This window comes from Pseudomonas sp. WJP1, assembly GCF_028471945.1.
Taxonomy (GTDB): domain Bacteria; phylum Pseudomonadota; class Gammaproteobacteria; order Pseudomonadales; family Pseudomonadaceae; genus Aquipseudomonas.
In genome coordinates this window covers 6,144,728-6,169,581 of the sequence record NZ_CP110128.1, presented here as the reverse complement: position 1 = coordinate 6,169,581, position 24,854 = coordinate 6,144,728, and the positions used below count along the sequence as shown (strand labels likewise).

At 59.9% G+C, this 24,854-nt stretch carries 18 protein-coding genes; 7 read left to right on the top strand and 11 right to left on the bottom strand.

All coding sequences use genetic code 11. The features are described 5' to 3' along the window. Nucleotides 1-19 precede the first annotated feature (19 nt). On the bottom strand, nucleotides 20-433 hold the full coding sequence (gene mscL / locus OH720_RS27740; RefSeq protein WP_272603623.1) for a large-conductance mechanosensitive channel protein MscL: 414 nt from the start codon (nucleotides 431-433) through the stop codon (nucleotides 20-22). Between the two features lie 575 nt (nucleotides 434-1,008). Here mscL and radA point away from each other — a divergent pair. Further along, nucleotides 1,009-2,376: a DNA repair protein RadA gene (radA, locus tag OH720_RS27735; protein ID WP_180204530.1), complete on the top strand. Its 1,368-nt coding sequence runs from the start codon at nucleotides 1,009-1,011 to the stop codon at nucleotides 2,374-2,376. A gap of 120 nt (nucleotides 2,377-2,496) precedes the next feature. On the opposite strand, the gene OH720_RS27730 is transcribed toward radA, so the two are convergent. Then, complete coding sequence (locus OH720_RS27730; RefSeq protein ID WP_272603622.1) at nucleotides 2,497-2,865, bottom strand: PilZ domain-containing protein; 369 nt, start codon at nucleotides 2,863-2,865, stop codon at nucleotides 2,497-2,499. A 151-nt stretch (nucleotides 2,866-3,016) separates the two neighbouring features. Between OH720_RS27730 and OH720_RS27725 the strand changes: the two genes are divergently transcribed. The 3 genes from OH720_RS27725 (at nucleotide 3,017) to yjiA (ending at nucleotide 6,420) form a co-directional block, all read left to right on the top strand. Beyond that, entirely contained in the window at nucleotides 3,017-5,083 is a 2,067-nt protein-coding gene (locus tag OH720_RS27725) for a carbon starvation CstA family protein (RefSeq protein ID WP_272603621.1), read from the top strand. Nucleotides 5,084-5,098: 15 nt separating this feature from the next. Beyond that, nucleotides 5,099-5,296, top strand: a complete 198-nt coding sequence (locus OH720_RS27720) for a YbdD/YjiX family protein (protein WP_008058222.1) — start codon at nucleotides 5,099-5,101, stop codon at nucleotides 5,294-5,296. A 152-nt stretch (nucleotides 5,297-5,448) separates the two neighbouring features. Then, complete coding sequence (yjiA, locus tag OH720_RS27715; RefSeq protein ID WP_272603620.1) at nucleotides 5,449-6,420, top strand: GTPase; 972 nt, start codon at nucleotides 5,449-5,451, stop codon at nucleotides 6,418-6,420. Here yjiA and OH720_RS27710 read toward each other — a convergent pair. The 5 genes from OH720_RS27710 to OH720_RS27690 form a co-directional block, all read right to left on the bottom strand. Then, nucleotides 6,417-7,106, bottom strand: a complete 690-nt coding sequence (locus tag OH720_RS27710; RefSeq protein WP_272603619.1) for a GntR family transcriptional regulator — start codon at nucleotides 7,104-7,106, stop codon at nucleotides 6,417-6,419. The genes yjiA and OH720_RS27710 overlap by 4 nt on opposite strands. A gap of 25 nt (nucleotides 7,107-7,131) precedes the next feature. Further along, the gene (locus OH720_RS27705; RefSeq protein WP_180204535.1) at nucleotides 7,132-7,836 is read right to left on the bottom strand and encodes a FadR/GntR family transcriptional regulator; all 705 of its coding nucleotides are present in this window, start codon (nucleotides 7,834-7,836) and stop codon (nucleotides 7,132-7,134) included. Nucleotides 7,837-7,902: 66 nt separating this feature from the next. Next, nucleotides 7,903-9,216, bottom strand: coding sequence for a C4-dicarboxylate transporter DctA (locus OH720_RS27700; protein ID WP_272603618.1), 1,314 nt, complete (start codon nucleotides 9,214-9,216; stop codon nucleotides 7,903-7,905). A 271-nt stretch (nucleotides 9,217-9,487) separates the two neighbouring features. After that, nucleotides 9,488-10,741 (bottom strand): serine hydroxymethyltransferase, encoded by a 1,254-nt coding sequence (gene glyA, locus OH720_RS27695; RefSeq protein WP_008022534.1) that lies wholly within the window; start codon nucleotides 10,739-10,741, stop codon nucleotides 9,488-9,490. Between the two features lie 219 nt (nucleotides 10,742-10,960). Then, nucleotides 10,961-14,809 (bottom strand): sensor domain-containing protein, encoded by a 3,849-nt coding sequence (locus tag OH720_RS27690; RefSeq protein ID WP_442967239.1) that lies wholly within the window; start codon nucleotides 14,807-14,809, stop codon nucleotides 10,961-10,963. 285 nt (nucleotides 14,810-15,094) lie between these two features. Between OH720_RS27690 and ettA the strand changes: the two genes are divergently transcribed. Together ettA and gdhA are read left to right on the top strand one after the other, a co-directional pair. Continuing rightward, a complete protein-coding gene (ettA, locus tag OH720_RS27685) occupies nucleotides 15,095-16,759 on the top strand; it encodes an energy-dependent translational throttle protein EttA (RefSeq protein WP_008058240.1) in 1,665 nt (554 codons plus the stop codon). Between the two features lie 360 nt (nucleotides 16,760-17,119). Continuing rightward, on the top strand, nucleotides 17,120-18,457 hold the full coding sequence (gdhA, locus tag OH720_RS27680) for an NADP-specific glutamate dehydrogenase (protein WP_272603617.1): 1,338 nt from the start codon (nucleotides 17,120-17,122) through the stop codon (nucleotides 18,455-18,457). Here gdhA and OH720_RS27675 read toward each other — a convergent pair. The 4 genes from OH720_RS27675 to OH720_RS27660 form a co-directional block, all read right to left on the bottom strand. Further along, entirely contained in the window at nucleotides 18,454-18,948 is a 495-nt protein-coding gene (locus tag OH720_RS27675; protein ID WP_272603616.1) for a GreA/GreB family elongation factor, read from the bottom strand. The genes gdhA and OH720_RS27675 overlap by 4 nt on opposite strands. 70 nt (nucleotides 18,949-19,018) lie before the next feature. Then, a complete protein-coding gene (locus OH720_RS27670; RefSeq protein ID WP_272603615.1) occupies nucleotides 19,019-19,375 on the bottom strand; it encodes a hypothetical protein in 357 nt (118 codons plus the stop codon). A gap of 192 nt (nucleotides 19,376-19,567) precedes the next feature. Next, complete coding sequence (locus tag OH720_RS27665) at nucleotides 19,568-21,421, bottom strand: Lnb N-terminal periplasmic domain-containing protein (RefSeq protein ID WP_272603614.1); 1,854 nt, start codon at nucleotides 21,419-21,421, stop codon at nucleotides 19,568-19,570. Nucleotides 21,422-21,516: 95 nt separating this feature from the next. Then, nucleotides 21,517-22,005 (bottom strand): DUF3015 domain-containing protein, encoded by a 489-nt coding sequence (locus OH720_RS27660; RefSeq protein WP_008058249.1) that lies wholly within the window; start codon nucleotides 22,003-22,005, stop codon nucleotides 21,517-21,519. Between the two features lie 280 nt (nucleotides 22,006-22,285). Between OH720_RS27660 and OH720_RS27655 the strand changes: the two genes are divergently transcribed. Continuing rightward, the gene (locus OH720_RS27655) at nucleotides 22,286-24,724 is read left to right on the top strand and encodes a Lon protease family protein (RefSeq protein WP_272603613.1); all 2,439 of its coding nucleotides are present in this window, start codon (nucleotides 22,286-22,288) and stop codon (nucleotides 24,722-24,724) included. Nucleotides 24,725-24,854 lie beyond the last annotated feature (130 nt).

The following is a 24,854-nucleotide window of genomic DNA, read 5'->3' as shown; positions in this document are numbered from 1 at the left end:
CTCGAGGGCGCCGTTTGATTCAGGGTCGATTGTTCTGGGCCTTAAGCAAGTCGCGAATCTCACCGAGCAACTCTTCTTCCTTGGTCGGAACCGGCGGCAGGGTGGGCGCGACGGCTTCTTCGCGCTTGAGGCGGTTGATGGCCTTGACGCCCATGAAGATCGCGAAGGCCACGATGACGAAGTCAATCAGGGTCTGGATGAACTTGCCGTACGCCAGGACCACGGCCGGGACATCGCCCTGGGCGGCCTTGAGCGTAATGGCCAGGTCACTGAAGTCCACTCCGCCGATCAGCAAGCCAATAGGGGGCATGATCACATCGCCGACAAACGACGTCACGATCTTGCCGAAAGCGGCGCCGATGATGATACCGACGGCCATGTCAATCACATTGCCTTTGACCGCGAAGGCCTTGAACTCGTTTATCACGCCCATAGGTCATTTCCTTGTTACAGATGAGGTTGGTGAGCGCAGTGTAATTCAGCAAATCGCATCCTGCTCGTCACGACTGCGTGCGGGGTCCGCCTGCAAAGGACCGGACCGCTTGCAAAAAGTGCACAAAATGTCTTATCTCCATCGGTATTGCTTCGCAGCTGTCTTTCGGCACTTGGCAATCTGGCGAGTGGTCGGCGCGAAAGTCGCAATGGGTTGCAAGGTTTGATTCCAATGTTGCGACACGGTCAATTTGATAATCAACTCAGCGGGCATCGAAGGCAGGCGACTATATTAGTGTGGCGATTTTCAGGGAGCTATTGTTGTACGTCGTAGAAGTTTATGGTTAATGTCTGTACAGGTTTTTTCTGCAATGGTTGAGAAGTGTTTAGGTGTTTTTGGCGTTTGTGTGTAAGTAACTTTTTCTTGGTTTAAATATTGTGTATTTAGTTTGTAGACGTTTATTCGAGTTTCGCCGAATAGGTTTTGAAGTATTCACTTGAGATTACCTGGTATCAATCGCGACGTACCAGGGCAGCTGACCTGAGCTATCATCGCGGTTTTTGCCGGGAGTTCAGATGGCCAAGGCCAAGCGCATGTACGGCTGCACCGAGTGCGGCTCAACCTTTCCCAAGTGGGCCGGGCAATGCGGCGAATGCGGCGCCTGGAACACCCTCACGGAAACCATGGTGGAAAGTGGCGGGGCAGCGGCGCCCAGCGGTCGTACCGGCTGGACCGGCCAGCAGGCGCAAATCAAGACCCTGGCTGAAGTCAGTGTCGAGGAAGTCCCGCGTTTCTCCACGGCTTCCAGTGAGCTTGACCGGGTGTTGGGTGGTGGCCTGGTGGATGGCTCGGTGGTGTTGATCGGCGGTGATCCCGGCATCGGCAAGTCCACCATTCTGTTGCAAACCTTGTGCAATCTCGCCAAGAGCATGCCGGCGCTGTATGTCACGGGCGAAGAGTCGCAGCAGCAGGTGGCCATGCGCGCCCGACGCCTGGGGCTGCCACAGGATCAGCTGCGGGTCATGACCGAAACCTGCATTGAAACCATCATTGCTACTGCCCGGCTGGAAAAGCCCCGGGTCATGGTAATCGACTCGATCCAGACGATTTTCACCGAGCAACTGCAATCGGCACCGGGCGGTGTGTCTCAGGTTCGCGAAAGTGCTGCACTGCTGGTGCGTTACGCCAAGCAGAGTGGCACCGCGATTTTCCTGGTGGGGCACGTGACCAAGGAGGGCGCGCTGGCGGGGCCCCGAGTACTGGAGCACATGGTCGACACCGTGCTGTATTTTGAAGGCGAATCAGACGGGCGCCTGCGCTTGTTGCGCGCGGTAAAAAATCGTTTCGGCGCGGTTAACGAGCTGGGCGTGTTCGGGATGACCGACAAGGGCCTGAAAGAAGTTTCCAATCCATCGGCGATTTTTCTGACCCGTGCCCAGGAAGAAGTCCCGGGCAGCGTGGTCATGGCGACATGGGAAGGCACACGGCCGATGCTGGTGGAAGTCCAGGCGCTGGTCGATGACAGTCACCTGGCCAATCCGCGCCGGGTAACCCTGGGCCTGGATCAGAACCGGCTGGCAATGTTGCTGGCAGTCTTGCACCGGCACGGCGGCATACCCACCCACGACCAGGATGTGTTTCTCAACGTGGTCGGTGGGGTGAAGGTACTGGAAACGGCCTCTGACCTGGCTTTGATGGCAGCCGTCATGTCCAGTTTGCGCAACCGGCCGCTGCCCCATGATCTGCTGGTGTTCGGTGAGGTCGGTCTGTCCGGCGAAGTGCGGCCGGTGCCAAGCGGTCAGGAGCGCCTGAAGGAAGCGGCCAAGCATGGTTTCAAACGTGCCATCGTGCCCAAGGGCAATGCACCGAAAGAGGCGCCGCCGGGTTTGCAGATCATCGCTGTCACCCGTCTGGAGCAGGCCCTCGACGCGCTCTTCGAATAACGCCAATCCCCTGTAGGAGCGAGCCTGCTCGCGATGGTTGTCAACGAAAACGCTGTGAGCCTGACACCCCACAGCGTTCTCGAGTCCATCGCGAGCAGGCTCGCTCCTACAGGGGTTGAATCAGATTTCGATGAGGGCGCCCAGTTCCCGCTCAAGCTCCTGCGGATCACCCAGGTTGAATTCAATCAATCGCCGCAGGCGTTCAATCGATTCCAGGCTGATATGCCGGCACACGAAACCCAATTGTCCATGGTCTTGATGGGTCAACTGCACATCCATTGCGATGGCGGTGTCTTCGCTCAGATGGATGTCGACAAAAAAATCCTGCTGCGAATTACCAAGCCACGGTTCCGGACGCTCGATCAGCAAGCCCTTGAGCGACAGATCGATCAGCTTCACCGGCCAGATGAACGCTCCTTGGCCCAGCTCGGTTCTGGCATCGAACGCAATACGTTTGAAGCGGCGGCGTTCGGCAGGGTGCTCGCTCATGGCACGATCCTCGGAAATGTACGCTGACTATAGACCGGCATTGCAAAAGGCCGCCAGGTGTCTGGACCAATGTCGGGGTATGGCCTTTGCTGTCAGGCAAGCTAAACTCGAGGTGGCTGTCTTTCTTGTCCACTCTGGCTGGAATAATAAAATGAAAAATAATAATAGCCCGCTACGCCACTTACCCTGGCTGGTGCTGGCAATCGTTGGGGCGTGCGCCCTGGGCGTAGTGGCACTGCGCCGAGGTGAAGCGATCAACGCTTTGTGGATTGTGGTCGCTGCCGTGGCCATCTATCTGGTGGCGTATCGTTACTACAGTCTGTTCATCGCCAATAATGTCATGCAACTCGATGCGCGCCGGGCTACCCCCGCAGTGCTCAACAATGACGGTCTGGATTATGTCCCGACCAACAAGCATATCCTCTTCGGTCACCACTTCGCGGCTATCGCCGGCGCAGGGCCGCTGGTCGGTCCGGTACTGGCGGCGCAGATGGGCTACCTGCCCGGCACGCTGTGGCTGATTGCCGGCGTGGTACTGGCCGGTGCCGTGCAGGACTTCATGGTCCTGTTCATGTCCACTCGCCGCAACGGTCGCTCCCTTGGTGACATGGTCCGTGAAGAAATGGGCCGCATCCCCGGGACCATTGCGCTGTTCGGCTGCTTCCTGATCATGATCATCATCCTCGCGGTGTTGGCCCTGATCGTCGTGAAGGCCCTGGCCGAGAGCCCGTGGGGGATCTTCACGGTGATGGCGACCATCCCGATCGCGATGTTCATGGGCATCTACATGCGCTACATCCGGCCGGGTCGTATCGGTGAAATTTCGGTGATCGGCGTGCTGTTGCTGCTGGGGTCGATCTGGCTCGGCGGGCAGATTGCAGCAGACCCGGTGTGGGCCAAGGCCTTTACCTTCACCGGCGTGCAGATTACCTGGATGCTGATCGGTTACGGTTTCGTGGCCGCCTCGTTGCCGGTGTGGCTGATCCTGGCGCCCCGTGACTACCTGTCGACCTTCCTGAAAATCGGCACTATCGTCGCCCTGGCGATCGGCATCCTGATCACCATGCCTGAGCTGAAAATGCCGGCCCTGACCCAATTCGTCGACGGCACGGGACCTGTGTGGAAGGGCGGCCTGTTTCCGTTCCTGTTCATCACCATCGCCTGTGGTGCGGTTTCGGGTTTCCACGCACTGATTTCTTCCGGCACCACGCCAAAGCTGCTCGATAACGAAGTCAACGCCCGTTACATCGGCTACGGCGGCATGCTGATGGAGTCCTTCGTGGCGATCATGGCCATGGTCGCTGCCTCGGTAATCGAGCCTGGCGTGTACTTCGCCATGAACAGCCCGGCCGCCGTGGTCGGCGGTGATGTGGTGGCCGTGGCGACCGCGGTCAGCAACTGGGGCTTTGCGATTACCCCTGAAGCGCTGCAAGCGGTGGCCCACGACATCGGTGAAACCACCATCCTGGCCCGTGCCGGCGGTGCGCCGACCCTGGCGGTGGGTATCGCGCAGATCCTGCACAGTGTGCTGCCAGGTGAAAACACCATGGCGTTCTGGTACCACTTCGCGATCCTGTTCGAAGCGCTGTTCATCCTGACCGCGGTGGACGCCGGTACCCGTGCCGGGCGTTTCATGCTGCAGGACCTGCTCGGTTCCTTCGTGCCGGCGCTCAAACGCACCGAGTCCTGGGCTGCCAACTTCCTCGCCACCGCCGGTTGCGTGGCCATGTGGGGCTGGTTGCTGTATCAGGGCGTGATCGATCCGCTGGGTGGCATCAACACCCTGTGGCCGCTGTTCGGCATCTCCAACCAGATGCTGGCCGGTATCGCGCTGATGCTCGGCACCGTGGTGCTGATCAAGATGAAACGCCAGCGTTATGTCTGGGTCACCATGTTGCCTGCCGTGTGGTTGCTGATCTGCACCACCACCGCCGGATTCATCAAGCTGTTCGACGCCAACCCGGCCATTGGCTTCCTGGCCCTGGCGAAAAAATACAGCGATGCCCTGGCCAACGGTCAGATCCTCGCCCCGGCCAAGGACATCACGCAAATGCAGCACGTGATCTTCAATGCCTACACCAACGCTACGCTGACCGCGCTGTTCCTGTTCGTGGTGTTCAGTATCCTGTTCTATGCGCTCAAGGTCGGTATTGCCGCCTGGGGCAAAAAAGAGCGCACGGATAAAGAATCGCCCTTCCAGGCGCTGCCGGATGCGTAACCAGAGGATTGCAGCATGTTCAATGACCTGAGTCGCCTCGGTAAATACCTCGGTCAGGCCGCGCGCCTGATGGTGGGCATGCCCGATTACGACAACTACGTCGAACACATGCAAAGCAAGCACCCGGACAAACCGGTGATGAGCTACGAGGCGTTCTTTCGGGAACGCCAGGAGGCTCGTTACGGTGGCAAGGGGGGGCCGAAGTGCTGTTGATGCATCACGCCTGAACAACGCACGACTGTAGGAGCCAGCGGTGCGGCGATCCGACTTGCCGGCGAAAGCGATCTTGAGGACGCCTTCGCCGGCAAGTCGGATCGCCGCACCGCTGGCTCCTACAGTTTTATCAGCACATAGGAGATTTCGTTTTGCTCACTCCAATCCCGGTCACGATCCTCAGCGGCTTTCTCGGCGCAGGTAAAACCACCTTGCTGCGCTACCTGCTCAAAGCCGAGCACGGTCTGAAAATCGCCGTGATCGAAAACGAATTCAGCGACGCCGGCATCGACACCCAGCTGTTGGGTGATGAACCGGTGCAAGTGATGACGCTGTCCAACGGCTGCGTCTGTTGCACCATCCACACCGACCTGACCAAGGCCTTGTACCTGCTGCTCGAGCGCCTCGACAGCGGTGACATCGCCTTCGACCGCCTGGTGATCGAATGCACCGGCCTCGCCGATCCGGCTCCGGTGGCACAAACCTTCTTCATCGACGAGGAGTTGCGCGAGCGCTACATCCTCGACGGCATCATCACCTTGGTGGATGCGGCACACGCCGAACAGCACCTGACCCAGACCATCGCCCAGGCGCAGATCGGTTTCGCCGACCGCTTGCTGGTGAGCAAGCGCGATCTGGTGGACGAACCTGCATTCACGGCGTTGAGCGAGCGCCTGACCCGTATCAATCGTCGTGCACCGATCCGCGTGGTCGACCACGGCAAGATCGACCTGGCCGAACTGCTCGATGTGCGCGGGTTCAACCTCAACGCCGATCTGGGCGGCGGCGTGAGTTTGCGCCCGGTGAGCCAGGCCCCGTCCATCGACCGTATTTCCAGCCTGGTGTTGCGCACCGAAAAACCGCTGGATATCGACAAGCTCAGTGAGTTCATGAACGAACTGCTGGAGGAGCACGGCAAGCAACTGCTGCGCTACAAAGGCGTATTGAACATCCTCGGCGAGCCGCGCCGCATGGTGTTTCAGGGCGTGCTGAAACTTTACGGTTTCGACTGGGACACCGAGTGGGCGGACGATGAGGCCCGCGAAAGCGTGATCGTCTTCATTGCCGATGATTTGCCTCAGGAAAAGATTCGCCAAGGCTTCGCGCGAGTGGCGGCGAGCTAACCGGCAATACGCTTGTGGTTGGAGTGCGGTTGAGCGTTCAGCAAAACCGTCTCCAGATGATCCAGGTGCCGGTTCAGTAAGGTCACCGCTTTTGCGGCATCCCTACGCATGAGCGCATCCACTAAATTCTCGTGCAGTTGCCAAACGCAATAGTCCTCCAAGGCAGCGTCAAACTGCGCAATCGCCAATGAGGTCAGTGGCACCAGGCTGCCGAGAAAATGCGCCAACGGTGCGTTGCCCGCCATTTCTGCCAGCTGCAGGTGAAACTCTCCCGACAGACGAATCGCCCGGCCACGCTCGGTGCATTGGCGCTCGCTATCGACCAGCGCTCGCAGGCGCTCCAAGGCAAGCGGGCAAGGGCGCTGGCAGGCCAGCCGCACCAGCATGAGTTCGGTCAGTCGTCGGGCATGCAGCGCCTGCCGGGTTTGTTCGGCATTCAGTTCAGCGACGCGAGGTCGATGGTTGGCCCGAAGGACAATGACCTGCTGGTGGGACAGCCGCGTCAGCACGTCACGCATGGCGCTGCGTCGAGCGCCAAACATCTGCGCCAGGCTTTCTTCGGTAAAGCGACTGGCCGAATGGATGCGCTGTTCGAGAATGGCGTTGAAGACCCGCGAGTACAGATCATTCGCCGCCGGTGGAAAGGGCAGGGTGTTAAGCGTTTGTGGTGAAACGAAGCTGTTCATGGCCTGTCTCCGGTTCGATGAAGGTTCAACTGCCGAGGTTGTCTTCCGGGATGTTCAGTTCAATGCCCATCCGCTGTCCTTCGCGAAGAATGTGCCGACGCATCTCTGCGCTGGCCTGGGCGCTGTTCTTGCTGCGGATCGCGCGCACCACCGCTTCGTTTTCTTCAAGGCGTTCAGCCAGGTGTTCCGGGGAGTTGCGCAACACGTCGGCGCTCTGCTTGAGGGCATTGCTGGTTTGCTGGACCACGCTCTGGAAAATCGGATTCGACGTCAGCGTGAACAGCTCTTCATGGAACGCGATGTAGGCATTCACGCCGGCCTCACTGTCGTTGGCTTCCAGGGCTTCGCGCATGTCCATCAGGGTCAGGCGCAGTTGCCCGACTTCCTTACTGCTGATGGATTGCGCCACCAGGCCGACGATGAATGGCTCAAGGGTGTAGCGCAGTTGCAGGACGTCTTCCAGGCTCGCCCCGGCCACTGCGCTGTCGTGGCTTTGGCTGTCGCTGAGATTCGCGTCCAGCACCACCACGCCTTTGCCCGGCATGGAACGCACCAGGCCGAGGGTTTCCAGCACGGTCACCGCTTCACGCAGGCTCGGACGGCTGATGCCCAGCTGCTCGGCCAATTCACGTTGCCCCGGGAGCATTTCGCCGGAGCGCCACTGACCGCGGGCCAGTGCGGCCCGAAGTTTTTCTACGACTGAATTTACAACGGTCGACGAGGTAATCACTGTTCGCTCCGTGAGCATCTATAGCGTTGTTGGCCGTGCCTGCCCGAGGGCAGGCACGGCGGTTGTTCAGAATTCCTGCTGATGGGCCGGGGCCACCGGTTTTCTCGGCTGGAAGGTATAACCCACCTGGCCGGAAAGTACCTTGTTCGCCCGTTGCACATCGATGTCCTTTTCCCATCGGGCGATGGCTACGGTCGCGACGCAATTGCCGATCAGGTTGGTCAGTGCCCGCCCGATGCCCATGAACCAGTCCACGGCCAGCACCAGCACCAGGCCCACCACCGGAATCGCCGGAATCGCCGTCAGGGTGGCGGCCAGAATGACCAGCGCCGAACCCGGAATACCATGCGCACCCTTGGAGGTGATCAATGACACCAGCAGAATTGTCAGCAGGTCGGTCATCGCCAGCGGTGTGCCGGTGGCATTGGCGATGAACACAATGGCCAGGGTCAGGTAGATCGAGAAACCGTCGAGATTGAATGAGTACCCGGTTGGAATCACCAGGCCGACCGTCGAGCTGCCGATGCCCAGATGCTCAAGCTTGCGCATGATCTGTGGCAGCACGGCATCGGACGAAGCGGTACCCATGACAATCAGCAGCTCTTCGCGCAGGTACTTGAGCAGCGGCCACATCCGCAGGCCGGACAGGCGCATCACCAGGCCGAGGATCAGAGCGACGAAGGCCACGCAGGTCAGGTAGAACAAACCGACCAGGCTGCCCAGGTGCTGCAGCGAGTCCAGGCCATATTTGCTGGTGGTGAAGGCGATTGCACCGAACACACCGATCGGCGCCAGGCGCACGATCATGCCCATGATGCGGAAAATCACGTGGCTGAGCTCATTGATCAGTCGCGAGATACCGGAGGCGGCTTCGCCCACCAGGTTCAACGCACTGCCGAACAGCACCGAAAACAGCAGCACTTGCAGGATGTTGTTTTCTGCGAAGGCACCGATTACCGAAGTCGGGATCAGGTCCATCAGGAACTGCGTGGTGGTGTGCATGTGCTGGCTGCGTTGGGCGATATCGCCCATGTCTGCAGCGGAAAGCTGATCCAGATGAATGTTCGCACCGCTGCCGATACCCGTACTGAAGGCGAACACCAGGCCGATCACCAGGGCAATGGTGGTGAGGATTTCAAAGTAGATCACTGATTTCAGGCCGATGCGGCCGACTTTCTTCAGGTCGCCGGCACCGCTGATGCCGCTGACCACTACGCAGAACACAATCAGGCCGATGAGCATTTTGATCAGCTTGATAAAACCGTCACCAAGGGGTTTGAGCTGAGCGGAGTATTCGGGAAGGGTCAGCCCGCAGACGATGCCGAGCACCAGTCCGAGAACCACTTGGAGGAAGATTGAACGCGAGCACCATCTGAGCATGGGAGGAATCCTGGTCGGTGTCCTGGCTGCCGTACGCATCGCGCATCAGATTCAGGACTTAATTATTGTGGTCTTACCGGTATGTCCAGTGCAGGCGCAGTCTAGGCGCTATTTTCGGGTGATCGCAAGTAAAAATTAAAAAATTGGCATGACCGGTCTTACCAGTTGGGTGAAGGCTTAATTTAGAGCCTTATACCGGTCTAAAAATGCAGGCGAAAAAAAACCGGCCATCGCTGGCCGGTTTTCTATTGCTGCGATTTAGCGGGGCTTATTAAGCGCCGTATACCGGCAGCTTCTTGCAGATGGCCTTGACCTTCTCACGAACGGCATCGATCACCGCTTCGTTGTTCAGGTCTGCCAGGATGTCGCAGATCCAGCCGGCCAGTTCCTTGCACTCTGCTTCCTTGAAGCCGCGAGTGGTCACAGCCGGAGTGCCGAAGCGCAGGCCGGAGGTGACGAACGGGGAGCGTGGGTCGTTTGGCACGGAGTTCTTGTTCACGGTGATGAACGCCTTGCCCAGGGCCGCGTCGGCATCTTTACCGGAGATTTCCTGCTTGATCAGCGACAGCAGGAACAGGTGGTTTTCAGTACCGCCGGAAACCACGTCGAAACCGCGCTCGATGAACACGCTGGCCATGGCCTGGGCGTTTTTCACCACTTGTTGCTGGTAAGCCTTGAACTCAGGCTGCAGTGCTTCCTTGAAGCAGATCGCTTTGGCGGCGATCACGTGCTCCAGCGGGCCGCCTTGGGCGCCCGGGAATACTGCGGAGTTCAGCTTCTTCTCGATGTCGGCGTTGGCGCGAGCCAGGATCAGGCCACCACGTGGACCGCGCAGGGTCTTGTGGGTGGTGGTCGTTACCACGTCAGCGAATGGCACCGGGTTCGGGTAGACGCCAGCGGCGACCAGACCGGCCACGTGGGCCATGTCGACGAACAGGTAGGCGCCCACTTTGTCAGCGATTGCACGGAAACGCGGGAAGTCGAGGATCTGCGAGTAGGCAGAGAAACCGGCCACGATCATTTTTGGCTTGTGTTCAACAGCCAGGCGCTCGACTTCGTCGTAGTCGATCAGGCCATTGGCGTCGATGCCGTACTGGATGGCGTTGTACAGCTTGCCGGAGGACGAAACGCTGGCGCCGTGGGTCAGGTGACCGCCGTGGGCCAGGCTCATGCCCAGGATGGTGTCGCCAGCCGACAGCAGGGCCAGGTAAACGGCGCTGTTGGCTTGCGAGCCGGCGTGTGGCTGAACGTTGGCGTAATCGGCGCCGAACAGTTCTTTGGCGCGATCAATTGCAAGCTGCTCGACGACGTCAACGTACTCGCAACCACCGTAGTAGCGCTTGCCCGGGTAGCCTTCGGCGTACTTGTTGGTCAGTACCGAGCCTTGAGCTTCCATCACCGCAGGGCTGGTGTAGTTTTCCGAAGCGATCAGCTCAATGTGCTCTTCCTGGCGCTGAGCTTCTTGCTCCATGGCGGCAAAGAGATCGGCGTCGTACTTGGCAATAGTCAAATCACGGCTGAACATGGCGGTCCTCAAGGATCGGGGGCGGAAAAGGGGGGCATTCTACCCCATCGGGTTTTGGAAGGCATATGAAAGGACATCATGTCGCAGACAAGTGGGCTTCATGCGGGGATTAGCGGTGAATGTGCGGCCCTCTTCGCGGGCAAGCCTCGCTCCTACAGACCGTATCGACGTAGGAGCGAGGCTTGCCCGCGAAGGCGTCATGGCAGGCGCCGCAGGGGCTCAGTCGAACATGAACAGCGCATCATTGCTGAATTGCCCTTCAAACGTGTGGGCCGGCATCGGTCGGCCGAACAGGTAACCCTGGACCTCGTCGCAACCGTGTTCACGCAGAAAGTCCAACTGCTCCTGGGTTTCCACACCCTCGGCGATCACCGCCAGGTTGAGGCTGTGGGCCATGGCGATGATCGCCCGGGCGATCTGCGCATCCTGTTCACCCGACGGCAGGCCATCGACGAAGGTACGGTCGATTTTGAGTACGTCGATCGGAAACTGCTTGAGGTAGTTGAGCGATGAGTAGCCGGTGCCGAAGTCGTCGACCGCGATGCTCAGGCCAAGGTTCTTCAACCCGGCGAGAATCTGCATGGCTTCGCTGACTTCGCGCATCAGGATACTTTCGGTCAGTTCCAGCTCAAGGCAAGCCGGCGGCAGGCCGGTGTCCCTCAGGATGGTGGCGATCCGCGTGCCGAGCTGGCCGTCGGAGAACTGCCGGGCGGAGATGTTCACCGACACCTTCGGCACGCGCACCTTGGCCTGATGCCAGGCCTTGAGCTGACGGCAGGCCTCGCTGATCACCCAGTCGCCGACATCCACCACCAGGCCCAGTTCTTCGAGCACCGGGATGAAATCCCCCGGCGGTACCAGGCCACGACGCGGATGACGCCAGCGCAGCAAGGCTTCGGCGCCGGTCAGGCGTTTGCCATCGCCGCTGAACTGCGGTTGGTAATACAGCACGAATTCGTTTTGTTCCAGGGCATGGCGCAAGTCGCTTTCCAGTTCCAGGCGCTCAAGGGCGCTGGCGTTCATGTCCGCCTGATAGAACTGGAAGTTGTTCTTGCCGCGTTCCTTGGCGTGGTACATCGCGGTATCGGCGTTCTTCATCAACTGGCTGAGCTCATTGCCGTCCTGCGGGCTCAGGGCGATGCCGATACTGGCCGTGACGAAGAACTCGCGGCCTTCGAGCACGAAGGGTTTGACCAGGCTGGCGAGGATCTGCTCCGCCACGTGAATCGCCCGGGTCAAGGCGATTTCACGGTTGGCCCGCGGTTGCAGGAGCAAGGTGAATTCATCGCCGCCCATGCGCGCGACCGTGTCGTCATCGTCGACGCAACCGAGCAGGCGCGTGGCCATTTCCTTGAGCATGCGATCACCGGCGGCATGGCCCAGGGAATCGTTGATCGGTTTGAAGCGGTCGAGGTCGAGGAACATCAACACCACCCAGGACTTCTGCCGTTCAGCCGCTTGCAACGCCGTGTGCAGACGATCCTGGAACAGCGTGCGGTTGGGCAGATGGGTCAGGGCGTCGTAGTAGGCCAGGCGGTGAATCCGTTGCTCACTGGCCTTGCGTTCGCTGATGTCGCTGAAGAAACACACGTAACTGGCCAGGTCGCCTTCGTCATCCAGTACCGCGGTAATGCCGACCCAGGCCGGATAATGTTCGCCATTGCGCCGGCGCAGCCACACTTCGCCTTCCCAGGTGCTGTGCTGGTTCAGTTGCTTGAGCACGTAGCGCAAATGGGCTTCCTGCTGCTCGTCGACGGTGAGCATGTTCGGCAGCTGGTCAAGTACCTGTTCCACGGCATAACCGCTGACCCGGCTGAAGGCTTCGTTGGCCTGGACGATATAGCCGGCCGGGTCGGTGATGAGGATCGCCGAGGTCGAGTGTTCGAATACTGTGGCGGCCATTCGCAGGTCTTTTTCGGCCCGGCGTTGTTGGCTGATGTCGCGACCGACCCCCAGCACGCCTTCGAATGTACCGTTTTCGTCCCATACCAGTACCAGCCGCAGTTCGATGGGAATCTTGCGTCCGTCGGCGCGCAGGCAGTCGAACAGAAACAGTTGGGTTTGCACCTGGCTGCGTAAATGGGCCAGTTGCTCGGGTTTATCCAGCGCTTTGCCGACGCGATCCATCAGCTGGTAGATGCCGCTCAACTGTTGCGGGTTGGCAATGGTCGATTGCCAGCCGTTCTGGAAAATCCACTCGACTTCGTACCCCAGCACCGCCTGTACCGAAGGGCTGACATAGTTGAGTGCCAGTCGGCTGTCGGTGGAAATAATCACGTCGCTGATGCTTTCGGCGAGCATGCGGTAGCGCTGCTCGCTGTCGCGCAGCGACTCACTGGCCTCGATCTGCTCGGTAACGTCCTTGGCCACGCCGATGATGCGGGTGACCTGGTCATGCTTGTCCCGTGCCAGTGCCTGCTCGCGAATGTCGAAACGCCGCCATTGCCCGTCACGGTGGCGGAAGCGCAACTGGCACTGCATCAACTGGCTGTAACCGCCTTGCCGCTGGCTCTGGCGCGAGCGGTGGTAGTAGTCAGCATCGTCGGGGTGCAGGAGGATTTCCCAGAAATACTCGCCCATCTGCTGCAGTTCGGTGCGGTTGTAGCCCAGCGTCTGGCCCAGATGGTGGTTGCTGAAGATCATTCGCTGGCTGATCACGTCTTGCACGTACAGGTGATCGGGCACGGTCCGCACGACGTCGGACCAGAAGCCTTCGCGCTCCTGCTGCGACAGCTCGATGAGCTTGCGGCTGGTGATATCGGTGATGCTCAGGATCACCGCCTTGAAGTCGTCAGGGTTCTGCGGCAGGCGCAATACCAGCCACAGGTGTTGGTCACGACCCGTGGCGTCCTGGAGTTTGATTTCCAGTTCAAGCTGTTGCTGTTGCCTGTGCACCGCTTGGAGTACCTGATTGCCGATGGCGCTGCCTTCCACGGGGTTGCCATCGATCAGCAGTCTCCAGACCTGATCGCAGGTATTGACGTTGAGCAGTTGCAGGGCGACCTGATTGACCTCGGTAATGCGCAGCTCCTGCAACAACTGCCGACGTTGTTCCGGAGCTGCCAGCCATGCTTGCAGTTGCTCGTCGTGCAGCAGTTGGGCCTTGTCGAACACGCTTCTCAGGCCGGACATGTCGAGTACGCACAGGGCCACGCCGCTTCCTTCGAAGATCTCCTGGTAGCGCCGGCGACCTTCGTGCAGCTGTCGCTGGCGACGGCGCATGTTCAGCAGGACGATGAACGGCAGCATGGAAAAGGCCAGGCATAGCAGGCATTTGCCGATGAACGCCGGCAGCAGTTCCTCGAGCACTCGCTGGCGATCGAACAGTCCACGTAACTGCCAGTCGCTGCTGCTAAGGGCAACGGTCAGTACGCTGTTGGCCACATCGTCCTGGGTCAAGGTGCCGGGGTTGACCTGTGGTAGCGCCTCGTCGCGGCTGATGATCTGGTGATTGAGGCGATTTTCCACCAGCCACAGCGGGGCAGTGGCCGTTTCGTTCAGCTTAATCAGTGAGGCGAAAAACGTCGGCTTGAAGCGCAAGACCCAATAGCCACGATTGCTGCCGCTGGCTTGATGCAACAACAAATACACCCGCGAGCCGTCGATGGCGTTGCTGTAATAGTGGGGTTGGGAGCGATTGCGTCGGACCAGATCCCCCAGATAGTCGGCATCGTCGCGGGTGCCGACCGTGTCGCTCATAATTCTTCCCGAGGGGCTGAGCAGTGCAAGGCTTAGCAGATCGGGCAAGGACTTTTGCACTTTGCGCAGCAAGTCCTGGAGCTCGTCAGCACTTTGTGGCTGCTCGACAATCGGCAGCAGGTTGAGGGCGATCTGGGCGTTGAGCGCCATGTTCAGGCTGACTTGTGCAGCCTGGTCGGCAGTGTGGTCGATGGTGGCCTGGCGCTGGCTTTTCTGGGTTTCCCGCAGCTGATCGAAGAGCTGCCAGAACAACAGGGCGAGCAGCAGCAACACGAGTATCGCCAAAGCGCCCTTGAGCGTGCCGCGCATGGGCGAGCCGGGTGCAACAGTGGGTGCGCGGGTAATCAGGGGCGGAGGGACACTGGACAAACTGTAATCCTGCGGTTTGGCTGGACTGGCGCGACGTGCACTATAAGCCGGACGCCCGAAGGGCGGCTAGCATGCCTTGAGTTGTGGCGAAGTGCCAGTCCCGCTCGGCTGGACTGCCATCGGTCATTAAGGTAGCTTTGCCGGTTACGCGGGAGCGTTCCAGCTCCAAGAATCAGACTTTTTTCAGCGCCTGCGCATTGGCTTCGCCAAGCGTACGACGCGCATGGTCTGGCCGGGCATCGCCTGCGCTCTATTCATTCATCAGTCACTGACCCTAGGTTCTCCATGGCTCAATACGTATTCACCATGCATCGGCTGGGCAAAGTTGTTCCGCCGAAGCGGGAAATCCTGAAAAACATCTCCTTGTCGTTCTTCCCGGGCGCCAAGATCGGCGTACTCGGCCTCAACGGTTCGGGTAAGTCCACCCTGCTGAAAATCATGGCAGGCGTCGACACCGAGTTCGACGGTGAAGCCCGTCCGATGCCGGACCTGAACATCGGCTATCTGCCGCAAGAACCACAGCTGGACCCGACCAAGACCGTGCGTGAAGTGGTCGAGGAAGCGGTCAGCGTGATCAAGGACGCCCAGGCACGCCTGGACGAGGTCTACGCGGCCTACGCCGACCCGGATGCCGACTTCGACAAGTTGGCTGCCGAACAGGCCAAGCTCGAAGCCATCCTGCAAGCCAGCGATGGCCACAACCTGGAGCGCCAGCTGGAAGTCGCCGCCGATGCGCTGCGTCTGCCGGCCTGGGATGCCAAGGTTGAAGTCCTCTCCGGTGGTGAAAAACGTCGTGTGGCCCTGTGCCGCCTGCTGCTGTCCGCACCGGACATGCTGCTGCTCGACGAACCGACCAACCACCTGGACGCCGATTCCGTTGCGTGGCTGGAGCACTTCCTGCACGACTTCCCGGGCACCGTGGTCGCGATCACGCACGACCGTTACTTCCTGGACAACGTCGCTGGCTGGATTCTGGAACTCGACCGCGGCGCGGGCATTCCTTACGAGGGCAACTATTCGGGTTGGCTGGAAGCCAAGTCCGATCGTCTGGCTGCCGAATCCAAGCAGCAGTCGGCTCACGAAAAAGCCATGAAGGAAGAACTGGAGTGGGTGCGCAAAGGCGCCAAGGCCCGCCAGTCGAAATCCAAGGCTCGTCTGCAACGCTTCGAAGAAATGCAATCGCAGGAATTCCAGAAGCGCAGCGAAACCAACGAGATCTACATCCCGGCCGGTCCACGCCTGGGCGACAAGGTCATCGAGTTCAAGAACGTCACCAAGGGCTACGGCGATCGCGTGCTGATCGACAACCTGTCGTTCTCCATGCCTAAAGGTGCCATCGTCGGCGTGATCGGCGGTAACGGTGCCGGTAAGTCGACCCTGTTCCGCATGCTGATGGGCAAGGAAACACCGGATTCGGGCAGCATCGAAGTCGGTGAAACCGTGCAACTGGCTTGCGTGGACCAGAGCCGCGAAGACCTGGACGGCAGCAAGACCGTGTTCCAGCAGATCTCCGACGGTTCCGACCAGATCCGCATCGGTAACTACGAGATCCCGTCGCGTACCTACGTCGGCCGTTTCAACTTCAAGGGCGGCGACCAGCAGAAGTTCGTCAAGGACCTGTCCGGTGGTGAGCGTGGTCGCTTGCACCTGGCCCTGACCCTGAAAGAGGGCGGCAACGTCCTGCTGCTCGACGAACCGTCCAACGACCTCGACGTCGAAACCCTGCGTTCCCTGGAAGAAGCCCTGCTCGACTTCCCGGGCGCCGCCATTGTGATCTCTCACGATCGGTGGTTCCTTGACCGCGTCGCGACTCACATCCTGGCGTACGAAGATGACTCGCAAGCAGTGTTCTTCGAAGGTAACTACACCGAGTACGAAGCCGATCGCAAAAAGCGTCTCGGCGAAGCCGCTGCCCAGCCGCACCGGGTACGCCACAAGAAACTGGCCTGATTTGGGGTTGGTTGCATGAAAAAGCGGAGCCTTCGGGCTCCGTTTTTTTTTGAGGGATTTCGGTGATGTAGGAGCGGTGCTTGCCCGCGAGCCAGACGTCTCGGTATATCAGTTGGACTGCGTTATCGTTCTTCGCGGGCAAGCCTCGCTCCTACAGTGATGGCGGTGTAACTGTTGGTGCGGTTTTCAAGGACTGCCTCCCTGTTTAGGTGCAGAAGTGGTCGATAATCGGACTGAATTTATATCAAATGCACCATTTAATTTCATAAAGGCGACATTCTGCTCTATTCCTGTGCGCGATTCGTTTGTTAAAGTCCGGCCCAATTTCTTCCAACGACAATAATTTGCCGAGACTTTTCCATGATCGAATCCGTCGAATCCTTCCTTGCCCGCCTGAAAAAACGCGACCCGGACCAGCCTGAATTCCACCAGGCCGTCGAAGAGGTCCTGCGTAGCCTGTGGCCCTTTCTGGAAGCCAACCCGCATTACCTGACCTCGGGCATTCTGGAGCGCATTTGCGAGCCGGAGCGAGCGGTCGTGTTTCGCGTGTCCTGGGTCGACGATCACGGCAAGGTGCAGGTCAATCGCGGTTTCCGTATCCAGATGAACAGCGCCATCGGCCCGTACAAGGGCGGTTTGCGCTTCCATCCTTCGGTGAATCTGGGCGTGTTGAAGTTCCTCGCCTTCGAGCAAACCTTCAAGAACTCGCTGACGTCGTTGCCCATGGGCGGCGGCAAGGGCGGTTCGGACTTCGATCCAAAAGGCAAAAGCGACGCCGAAGTCATGCGCTTCTGCCAGGCCTTCATGAGCGAGCTGTACCGTCACATCGGCGCCGACGTTGACGTGCCGGCCGGTGACATCGGTGTGGGTGCCCGCGAGATCGGCTTCCTGTTCGGTCAGTACAAGCGCCTGAGTAACCAGTTCACCAGCGTGTTGACCGGCAAGGGGCCGAGCTACGGCGGCAGCCTGATTCGCCCTGAGGCTACCGGTTTCGGTTGCGTGTATTTCGCCGAAGAAATGCTCAAGCGTCGCGGTGAAACCGTCGAAGGCAAACGGGTTGCGATCTCGGGTTCCGGCAACGTTGCGCAATACGCCGCGCGCAAGGTCATGGACCTGGGCGGCAAAGTGATCTCGCTGTCTGACTCCGAAGGTACGCTGTACTGCGAAAGCGGGCTGACCGAGGAGCAGTGGCAAGCCGTGCTTGAACTGAAAAACGTCCAGCGCGGACGCATCAGCGAACTGGCGGGTCGTTTTGGCCTGGAGTTCCTGGCTGGCCAGCACCCATGGGGGCTCAGCTGCGACATCGCGCTGCCGTGCGCCACGCAGAACGAACTGGATGCCGATTCAGCACGTGCGTTGCTGCGCAATGGCTGCACCTGCGTGGCGGAAGGCGCGAACATGCCGACCACCCTCGAAGCCGTGGACCTGTTTATCGAAGCCGGCATCCTGTTCGCACCGGGCAAGGCGTCCAATGCCGGCGGTGTTGCCGTCAGCGGTCTGGAGATGTCGCAGAACGCCATGCGCCTGCTGTGGACCGGTGGTGAGGTGGACAGCAAGCTGCACGCCATCATGCAGTCGATCCATCACGCCTGCGTGCATTACGGTGAAGAGAATGGCCAGGTCAACTACGTCAAGGGCGCGAACATCGCCGGCTTCGTCAAAGTCGCCGACGCGATGCTGGCCCAGGGCGTGGTTTAAGCCGGTTCGATGCGGATGATTTCGATCAACTGATCACCGGCCGGGCGTTGCCACAGCACCTCGTCACCGAGTTGCGCCCCGAGCAACGCCCGACCCAGGGGTGACCCCCAGTTGATCAGGCCGGCAGACGCGTCGGCCTGATCTTCACCGACCAGTTGCACGGTTTGCTCCGTGTCGTGTTCGTCGGCGAACGTCACTCGACTGCCGATCTGCACTTTTTCCGTAGAGTTGGCGGGCGGTGCAACCTGAGCGCTTTGCAGGCGCTGGTTGAAATACCTCAAGTCGCGCTGTAGATCTGCTTCTCGCTGTTTGTTGGCCAAATCTCCTTGCACGCTCAGTTCTCCCAGAAGGTTCTGCAACTCGGCGACCTTCGCTTGTAACTGGGCGAGGCCCGTGGGCGTGACGTAGTTGGGCTGCGCGCTGACCTGTCGTTCGACCGGCTGATCGGCTTGCGCGGCGGCATTGTCTTCATTGACGAAAGCCCGGCTCATGGTTTTCTCCCGTTGTAGGGTTTGGGCCATGGTTGCAGGGTTTTAGTTTCGCTGGATATCTGTCAGCGACCTATTGCGAGCGATAGGCACGGGCGGCGTCTTGATCTTTTTGCCGTTGCCAGGCTTCATCGCGCTCGTCCCAGTGACTGTTGCGATAGCTCTCGCGGTCCTGGCTTTCGCGCATGGCCTGACACTGACGGAAACCATCGCTCCAGCCTTCTGCGTAATTCTTGTCCTTCAGGAAGCGCGGGACATTTTTGCGAAACTCGCCGGTGATGGCTCCGGCGGCCTGGCGACCACTGCTGCAACCATCATCGAACCCGTCGGCGAATGCCGGTGGATAACCCTTGGCGATCAGATCTTCGTGGGTTGTCTGGCAACCTGCGATCAATATCAACAAACTCAACACACCTGCGTAACGCCACATCTCGGACTCCCGGACCGCAATACGGCCTATATGGAAAGTCTAGGTGTGGGTTCGTCAGCGGGACGTGAAAGAAAGATCAAAAGATCGCAGCCCCTGTAGGAGCACAGCTTGCTGGCGATGGCATCTATGCGGTCATTCAGACATACCGAGGGGATGCCATCGCCAGCAAGCTGCGCTCCTACAGGTTATGGGTTAGTAGTGATACCACTTCACCTCAAGCATCACTTCATTCTCGGGCGTGGCCAGGTGGCTGAACTCGCGCTGGGCACTCAGGCGCAACCCGAGGTTGCGTGACAACTCCCACTGCTGGTTCAGGCTCAGGCTGCGACGTACTTCACCATTGGTGAAGAAATCGCCTTTTGCCTCCAGGCTCAGATTGCCCAGCGGGTTTTTCCACAGCAGGCCCGTGTTGAAACCCGCCGCCGGCGATATGAATTCGGCGAAGTCATTGTTGTGCTCCACGCGCACGGTGCCCAGGGCAAAGCCGAGCATGTCGTCGCTCAATTGCCAGGTTCCACCGCCGCCGCCATTGACGTGGCTGACCAAGGTTTCATCGTCATGCTTGCCCGGCACTCGCTCCAGGCCACCGGTGACCTGCCACGACAGGGGTTGCAGCAACTCATTGCGCGGGGTCAAGGAGCGGATCGTCGCCAGGTCCAGTTGCTGCACTTGCCAGTCATTCCCTTCGTACTGGCGTAGTTTCAATTGCAGGATTTCGATCTGTGCGCCGAGGGGGAAGCTTTCGGCGTTGTCATTGAGGTCGTGATAGGCCATGCGCAGGCCGTACTCGCCGAAGGCTCGGTCGCCGCGGGTGCCGAGACCGGCCTGCCAGGTGCGCGATTCATGGCCATCCTCGGGCAGGCCAGGCTGCGGGATGTCGAGTTCCGGTGCGGGATTGCGGTTGATCGCACGCAACAACTCAAAGCTGCGCTGGGCCCGTTGCGGATCACGCTCCTGGCCGTTGGCGCGGTAGCGTTCCAGGCGATAGGCCGCATCGATGATCAGCGCCTGACGGTCACGGGGTTGTGCCTTGAATTCGGGTGTTTGCAGTTGCTTCTGGTCGGCGCTGACTTTCAGTACCCACTGTTGTTCTTCATCGGTCAGTGGTTCGGCGCGGCTAAGCAATTCCCGTTCGCGAGACGGGCGATACTGGATGGATTCCACCAGCCCGGCCTCTTTCACGGCCTTGACGGTGTCGGTGGGAATGGCCGTCAGCGGAAATTGCTCGGTCAGGCGCAGGCTCGGACGCGCCACTTGCAGCAGCTCCAGCAGGCGATAGGAGCAGTTTTCGTCGAAAAAGAAATAGTCGAACTGAATCTGTTTCAGCTCCCAGACGTGCTCGACCATGCGCGCGGTTTCTTGCTGGGTCAGGTTCAGGCGGTACTCCCACAAGTCACGGTTCTCGAGACTGCGGTATTCCGAGAGCTTTTCCTGATAAGGCACCAGCGCAAACAGCCCCGGATAGCCGCCCATCAAGCCTTTCCAGGCGTATAGGATGCTGTTGTCCGAACCCTCGATGTAAGCGCCGAAATTGATCGCGTAACTGAGCAGCGAGGTCTTGTCGCTTTGCACGTCGGCCTGATCGATGCGCAGCAAGGTGTGGCCGAACATCGATGACGGGCTGTTGAGGTAGGCCGCCGGAAAGATCATCACCGCGCTGTGGGGCGAGACGTCTTTGAACCATTGCGTGAACTCGGCGCAGGGAAGCGTTGGCAAATCGGTCAGGTTGAGTTGCGCCTTGAGCCAGCGGGTACGTGCCGGGTAGACGCACTGCGCATGCTGCTCGCCAGCACTGGCCGGGGCGTACAACGCTTGCACGGTGGCCGCCAGCTCATGGTCCGGGTGCTCGTTGCCATCGGCGGCAAGGAAGAACTTCTTGTCGCTGACATAGCTGCGCCAACCGCCAAGCTTGGCGGTTTCGTAATGACCCAGGGAAATCCAGAAGGGGTCATTGGCCAGTTGCTGCAAACGTTGAGGATCGATGTGAGGCGCGGCGGACAGCGGGGCGCAGACACAGAGCGCCAGCCAGGCAAGGCGTTTGAGCATAGTCAGCAACTTGAACAGGAAAAAATGAAGACCCAAAAAGGGGACAGGTCCAAAAAATAAAACCCGCTTCCCGAAAGAAGCGGGGCGGGTGGAGCTTATGCCTGAGTCGCGTACTTGGCCAGACGAGGGTCGTTCTTCAGAACGGCCAGGGTGTTGGTATGCACATCTTCCGCGGTCACGTCAGCCTTGCTGAAGATCTGCTGGAAGTGCTCGTGAGTGACGGCGGCGAAGTGCGCACGGTCTTCCGGCGCCACGCCCAGTACCACGGCGTAGGTGGTCAGTGCTTCGCCCTGACCTTTAGCCATGTCTTCGGACAGCTCGTTCATCATGCCATTCATGGCAAACCAGGATTTGCCGCCATAGGTCAGCGACGCGTTGGTCGAGCAACCGTTGGTGCCGGAAGTCATGCCAAACGTTGCGTTGCCGGAAGTGCCGTTGGTGGTGGATGCCAGGAAGTGAGCCGGGGTGCCACGCTGACCTTCGAACAGCATGTTGCCCCAACCGCAATCCGGGCCGCCTGGGGCCTGAGCCATGGCGTTAATGGATACAGCGGTGAAGAGAGTACCAAGAAGAATCCGTTTCATAGCTTTGTTCTCTTTATGTGCAAACCAATGGACAAGGGGTTCTGGCGCCTATCTCGCCAGTTTGGACTGGTTATTAATCCAGTCGCGCAGTTTGGAGTTTAGGCACGATCACGGGGTTCCGTGATTTTTTGCAAAACATGCGCTGAAAACAGTGATTTGGCGCCGCTCAACGCCGGGGTTTGCACTTGTCTATGCTTTGGCCTGAGGCGCTCCTTGCCAGTCAGGCATGGGCAGCGCCAGAATGCCGCTATCTGCCCCGCCTGATTGTTAAGGAAGCCCGATGCCTGATCCTGTTGCTGCCAGCTTGCGTCTAGCGCCCGAAGCGCTGACCCGTCCGTTTTCCGCTGAACAGTTCAGCTTCTCTACCACCAATGATCTGGAGCCCTTTCGCGGTGTGCTTGGCCAGGAACGCGCGGTCGAAGCCTTGCAGTTCGGTGTGGCCATGCCACGCCCCGGTTACAACGTATTCGTCATGGGCGAGCCTGGCACCGGTCGCTTCTCGTTCGTCAAACGCTACCTGAAGGCCGAAGGCAAACGCCTGCAGACCCCGGCGGACTGGGTCTACGTCAATAATTTCGATGAGCCGCGCGAACCGCGTGCCCTGGAATTACCGTCGGGTACCGCCGGTGCCTTCATGGGTGATATCAATGGCTTGATCGACAACCTGCTGGCGACCTTTCCGGCGGTGTTCGAGCACCCGTCCTACCAGCAGAAAAAAAGCGCCATCGACCGCGCCTTCAATCAGCGCTACGACAAGGCGCTGGACGTGATTGAGCGCCTGGCGCTGGAGAAGGATGTCGCGCTCTATCGCGATGCCAGCAACATCGCATTCACGCCGATGCTCGAAGGCAAGGCGCTGGACGAGGCGGAATTCGCCCAGTTGCCGGAAGCCGAGCGCGAGCGCTTCCACGAGGATATTTCCAACCTCGAGGAGCGCCTGAACGAGGAACTCGCCAGCTTGCCGCAATGGAAGCGCGAGTCGAGCAATCAACTGCGCCATCTCAACGAAGAAACCATCACCCTGGCCCTGCAGCCATTGCTGTCGCCGTTGTCGGAGAAATACGCCGAGAACGCGGCGGTGTGCGGTTATCTGCAAGCGATGCAGGTGTATTTGCTCAAGACCGTGGTCGAGCAATTGGTCGACGACAGCAAGACCGATGCGGTCGCCCGCAAGCTGCTGGAGGAGCAATACGCGCCGAGCCTGGTGGTCGGGCATTCGGCCAGTGGCGGTGCCCCCGTCGTGTTCGAGCCGCATCCGACCTACGAGAATCTGTTCGGCCGCATCGAGTACAGCACCGACCAGGGCGCGCTCTACACCACGTATCGGCAGCTGCGACCGGGTGCGCTGCACCGGGCCAACGGCGGTTTCCTGATCCTTGAAGCGGATAAAATGCTCAGCGAGCCGTTCGTGTGGGATGCGCTCAAGCGCGCCCTGCAATCGCGCAAACTGAAAATGGAGTCGCCACTGGGCGAGATGGGCCGTTTCGCCACCGTCACCCTGACGCCGCAGCACATTCCCTTGCAGGTCAAGGTCGTCATCATCGGCGCCCGCCAGCTCTACTACACGCTGCAGGACCTCGATCCGGACTTCCAGGAGATGTTTCGCGTCCTGGTGGACTTCGATGAAGACATTCCGATGGTCGACGAGAGCCTGGAGCAGTTCGCCCAGTTGCTCAAGACCCGTACTTCCGAGGAGGGTATGGCGCCGTTGACCGCCGACGCGGTGGCGCGCCTGGCAACCTACAGCGCGCGTCTGGCCGAGCATCAGGGGCGTTTGTCGGCGCGCATCGGCGATCTGTTCCAGCTGGTCAGCGAGGCGGATTTCATTCGTCACCTGGCCTCGGATGAAATGACCGACGCCGGTCACATCGAGCGGGCACTCAAGGCCAAGGCCACCCGTACCGGGCGCGTGTCGGCGCGGATTCTCGATGACATGCTGGCGGGGATCATCCTGATCGACACCGCGGGCGCGGCGGTCGGCAAGTGCAACGGCCTGACAGTGCTGGAAGTCGGCGACTCGGCCTTCGGTGTACCGGCGCGGATTTCCGCTACGGTGTATCCCGGTGGCAGCGGCATCGTCGACATCGAGCGTGAGGTCAACCTCGGCCAGCCGATCCACTCCAAAGGGGTGATGATCCTCACCGGTTACCTGGGCAGCCGTTACGCCCAAGAGTTTCCACTGGCGATCTCCGCGAGCATTGCGCTGGAGCAGTCCTATGGCTATGTCGATGGAGACAGTGCTTCCCTGGGCGAGGCGTGCACCCTGATCTCGGCATTGTCGAAAACCCCGCTCAAGCAGTGCTTTGCGATTACCGGCTCGATCAACCAGTTCGGTGAAGTGCAGGCCGTGGGTGGCGTCAACGAGAAGATCGAAGGCTTCTTCCGTCTCTGCGAAGCCCGCGGGCTGACGGGCGAACAGGGCGCGATCATTCCCCACGCCAACGTTGCCACGCTGATGCTTGACGAGAAAGTGCTGGCGGCCGTGCGCGCCGGTCAGTTCCACGTCTATGCCGTGCGTCAGGCCGACGAGGCGCTGAGCCTGTTGGTGGGTGAGCCGGCGGGCGAGCCGGATGAAAACGGCGAGTTCCCTGAAGGCAGCGTCAACGCACGGGTGGTGGAGCGCTTGCGGGTGATCGCGGAGATGATCAGCGAAGAGGACCTGAAGGAGGCCGAGAAGGAGATGGCGGTGGAGGCGCTGGTGGAGGCCAAGCCGGCCTGATGCAAACCTGAGGTTCACACGGAACCATTGTGGGAGCGGGCTTGCTCGCGAAGACGGTGTGACATTCAACGTTGATGTTGTCTGGCACGACGCCTTCGCGAGCAAGTCGGATCGCCGCACCGCCGCTCCC

Bases quoted from the DNA above. Each gene is read 5' to 3' on its own strand.
- mscL (WP_272603623.1), bottom strand. From the start codon at position 433: ATGGGCGTGATAAACGAGTTCAAGGCCTTCGCGGTCAAAGGCAATGTG.
- radA (WP_180204530.1), top strand. From the start codon at position 1,009: ATGGCCAAGGCCAAGCGCATGTACGGCTGCACCGAGTGCGGCTCAACC.
- OH720_RS27730 (WP_272603622.1), bottom strand. From the start codon at position 2,865: ATGAGCGAGCACCCTGCCGAACGCCGCCGCTTCAAACGTATTGCGTTC.
- OH720_RS27725 (WP_272603621.1), top strand. From the start codon at position 3,017: ATGAAAAATAATAATAGCCCGCTACGCCACTTACCCTGGCTGGTGCTG.
- OH720_RS27720 (WP_008058222.1), top strand. From the start codon at position 5,099: ATGTTCAATGACCTGAGTCGCCTCGGTAAATACCTCGGTCAGGCCGCG.
- OH720_RS27710 (WP_272603619.1), bottom strand. From the start codon at position 7,106: ATGAACAGCTTCGTTTCACCACAAACGCTTAACACCCTGCCCTTTCCA.
- OH720_RS27700 (WP_272603618.1), bottom strand. From the start codon at position 9,216: ATGCTCAGATGGTGCTCGCGTTCAATCTTCCTCCAAGTGGTTCTCGGA.
- glyA (WP_008022534.1), bottom strand. From the start codon at position 10,741: ATGTTCAGCCGTGATTTGACTATTGCCAAGTACGACGCCGATCTCTTT.
- ettA (WP_008058240.1), top strand. From the start codon at position 15,095: ATGGCTCAATACGTATTCACCATGCATCGGCTGGGCAAAGTTGTTCCG.
- gdhA (WP_272603617.1), top strand. From the start codon at position 17,120: ATGATCGAATCCGTCGAATCCTTCCTTGCCCGCCTGAAAAAACGCGAC.
- OH720_RS27675 (WP_272603616.1), bottom strand. From the start codon at position 18,948: ATGAGCCGGGCTTTCGTCAATGAAGACAATGCCGCCGCGCAAGCCGAT.
- OH720_RS27670 (WP_272603615.1), bottom strand. From the start codon at position 19,375: ATGTGGCGTTACGCAGGTGTGTTGAGTTTGTTGATATTGATCGCAGGT.
- OH720_RS27665 (WP_272603614.1), bottom strand. From the start codon at position 21,421: ATGCTCAAACGCCTTGCCTGGCTGGCGCTCTGTGTCTGCGCCCCGCTG.
- OH720_RS27660 (WP_008058249.1), bottom strand. From the start codon at position 22,005: ATGAAACGGATTCTTCTTGGTACTCTCTTCACCGCTGTATCCATTAAC.
- OH720_RS27655 (WP_272603613.1), top strand. From the start codon at position 22,286: ATGCCTGATCCTGTTGCTGCCAGCTTGCGTCTAGCGCCCGAAGCGCTG.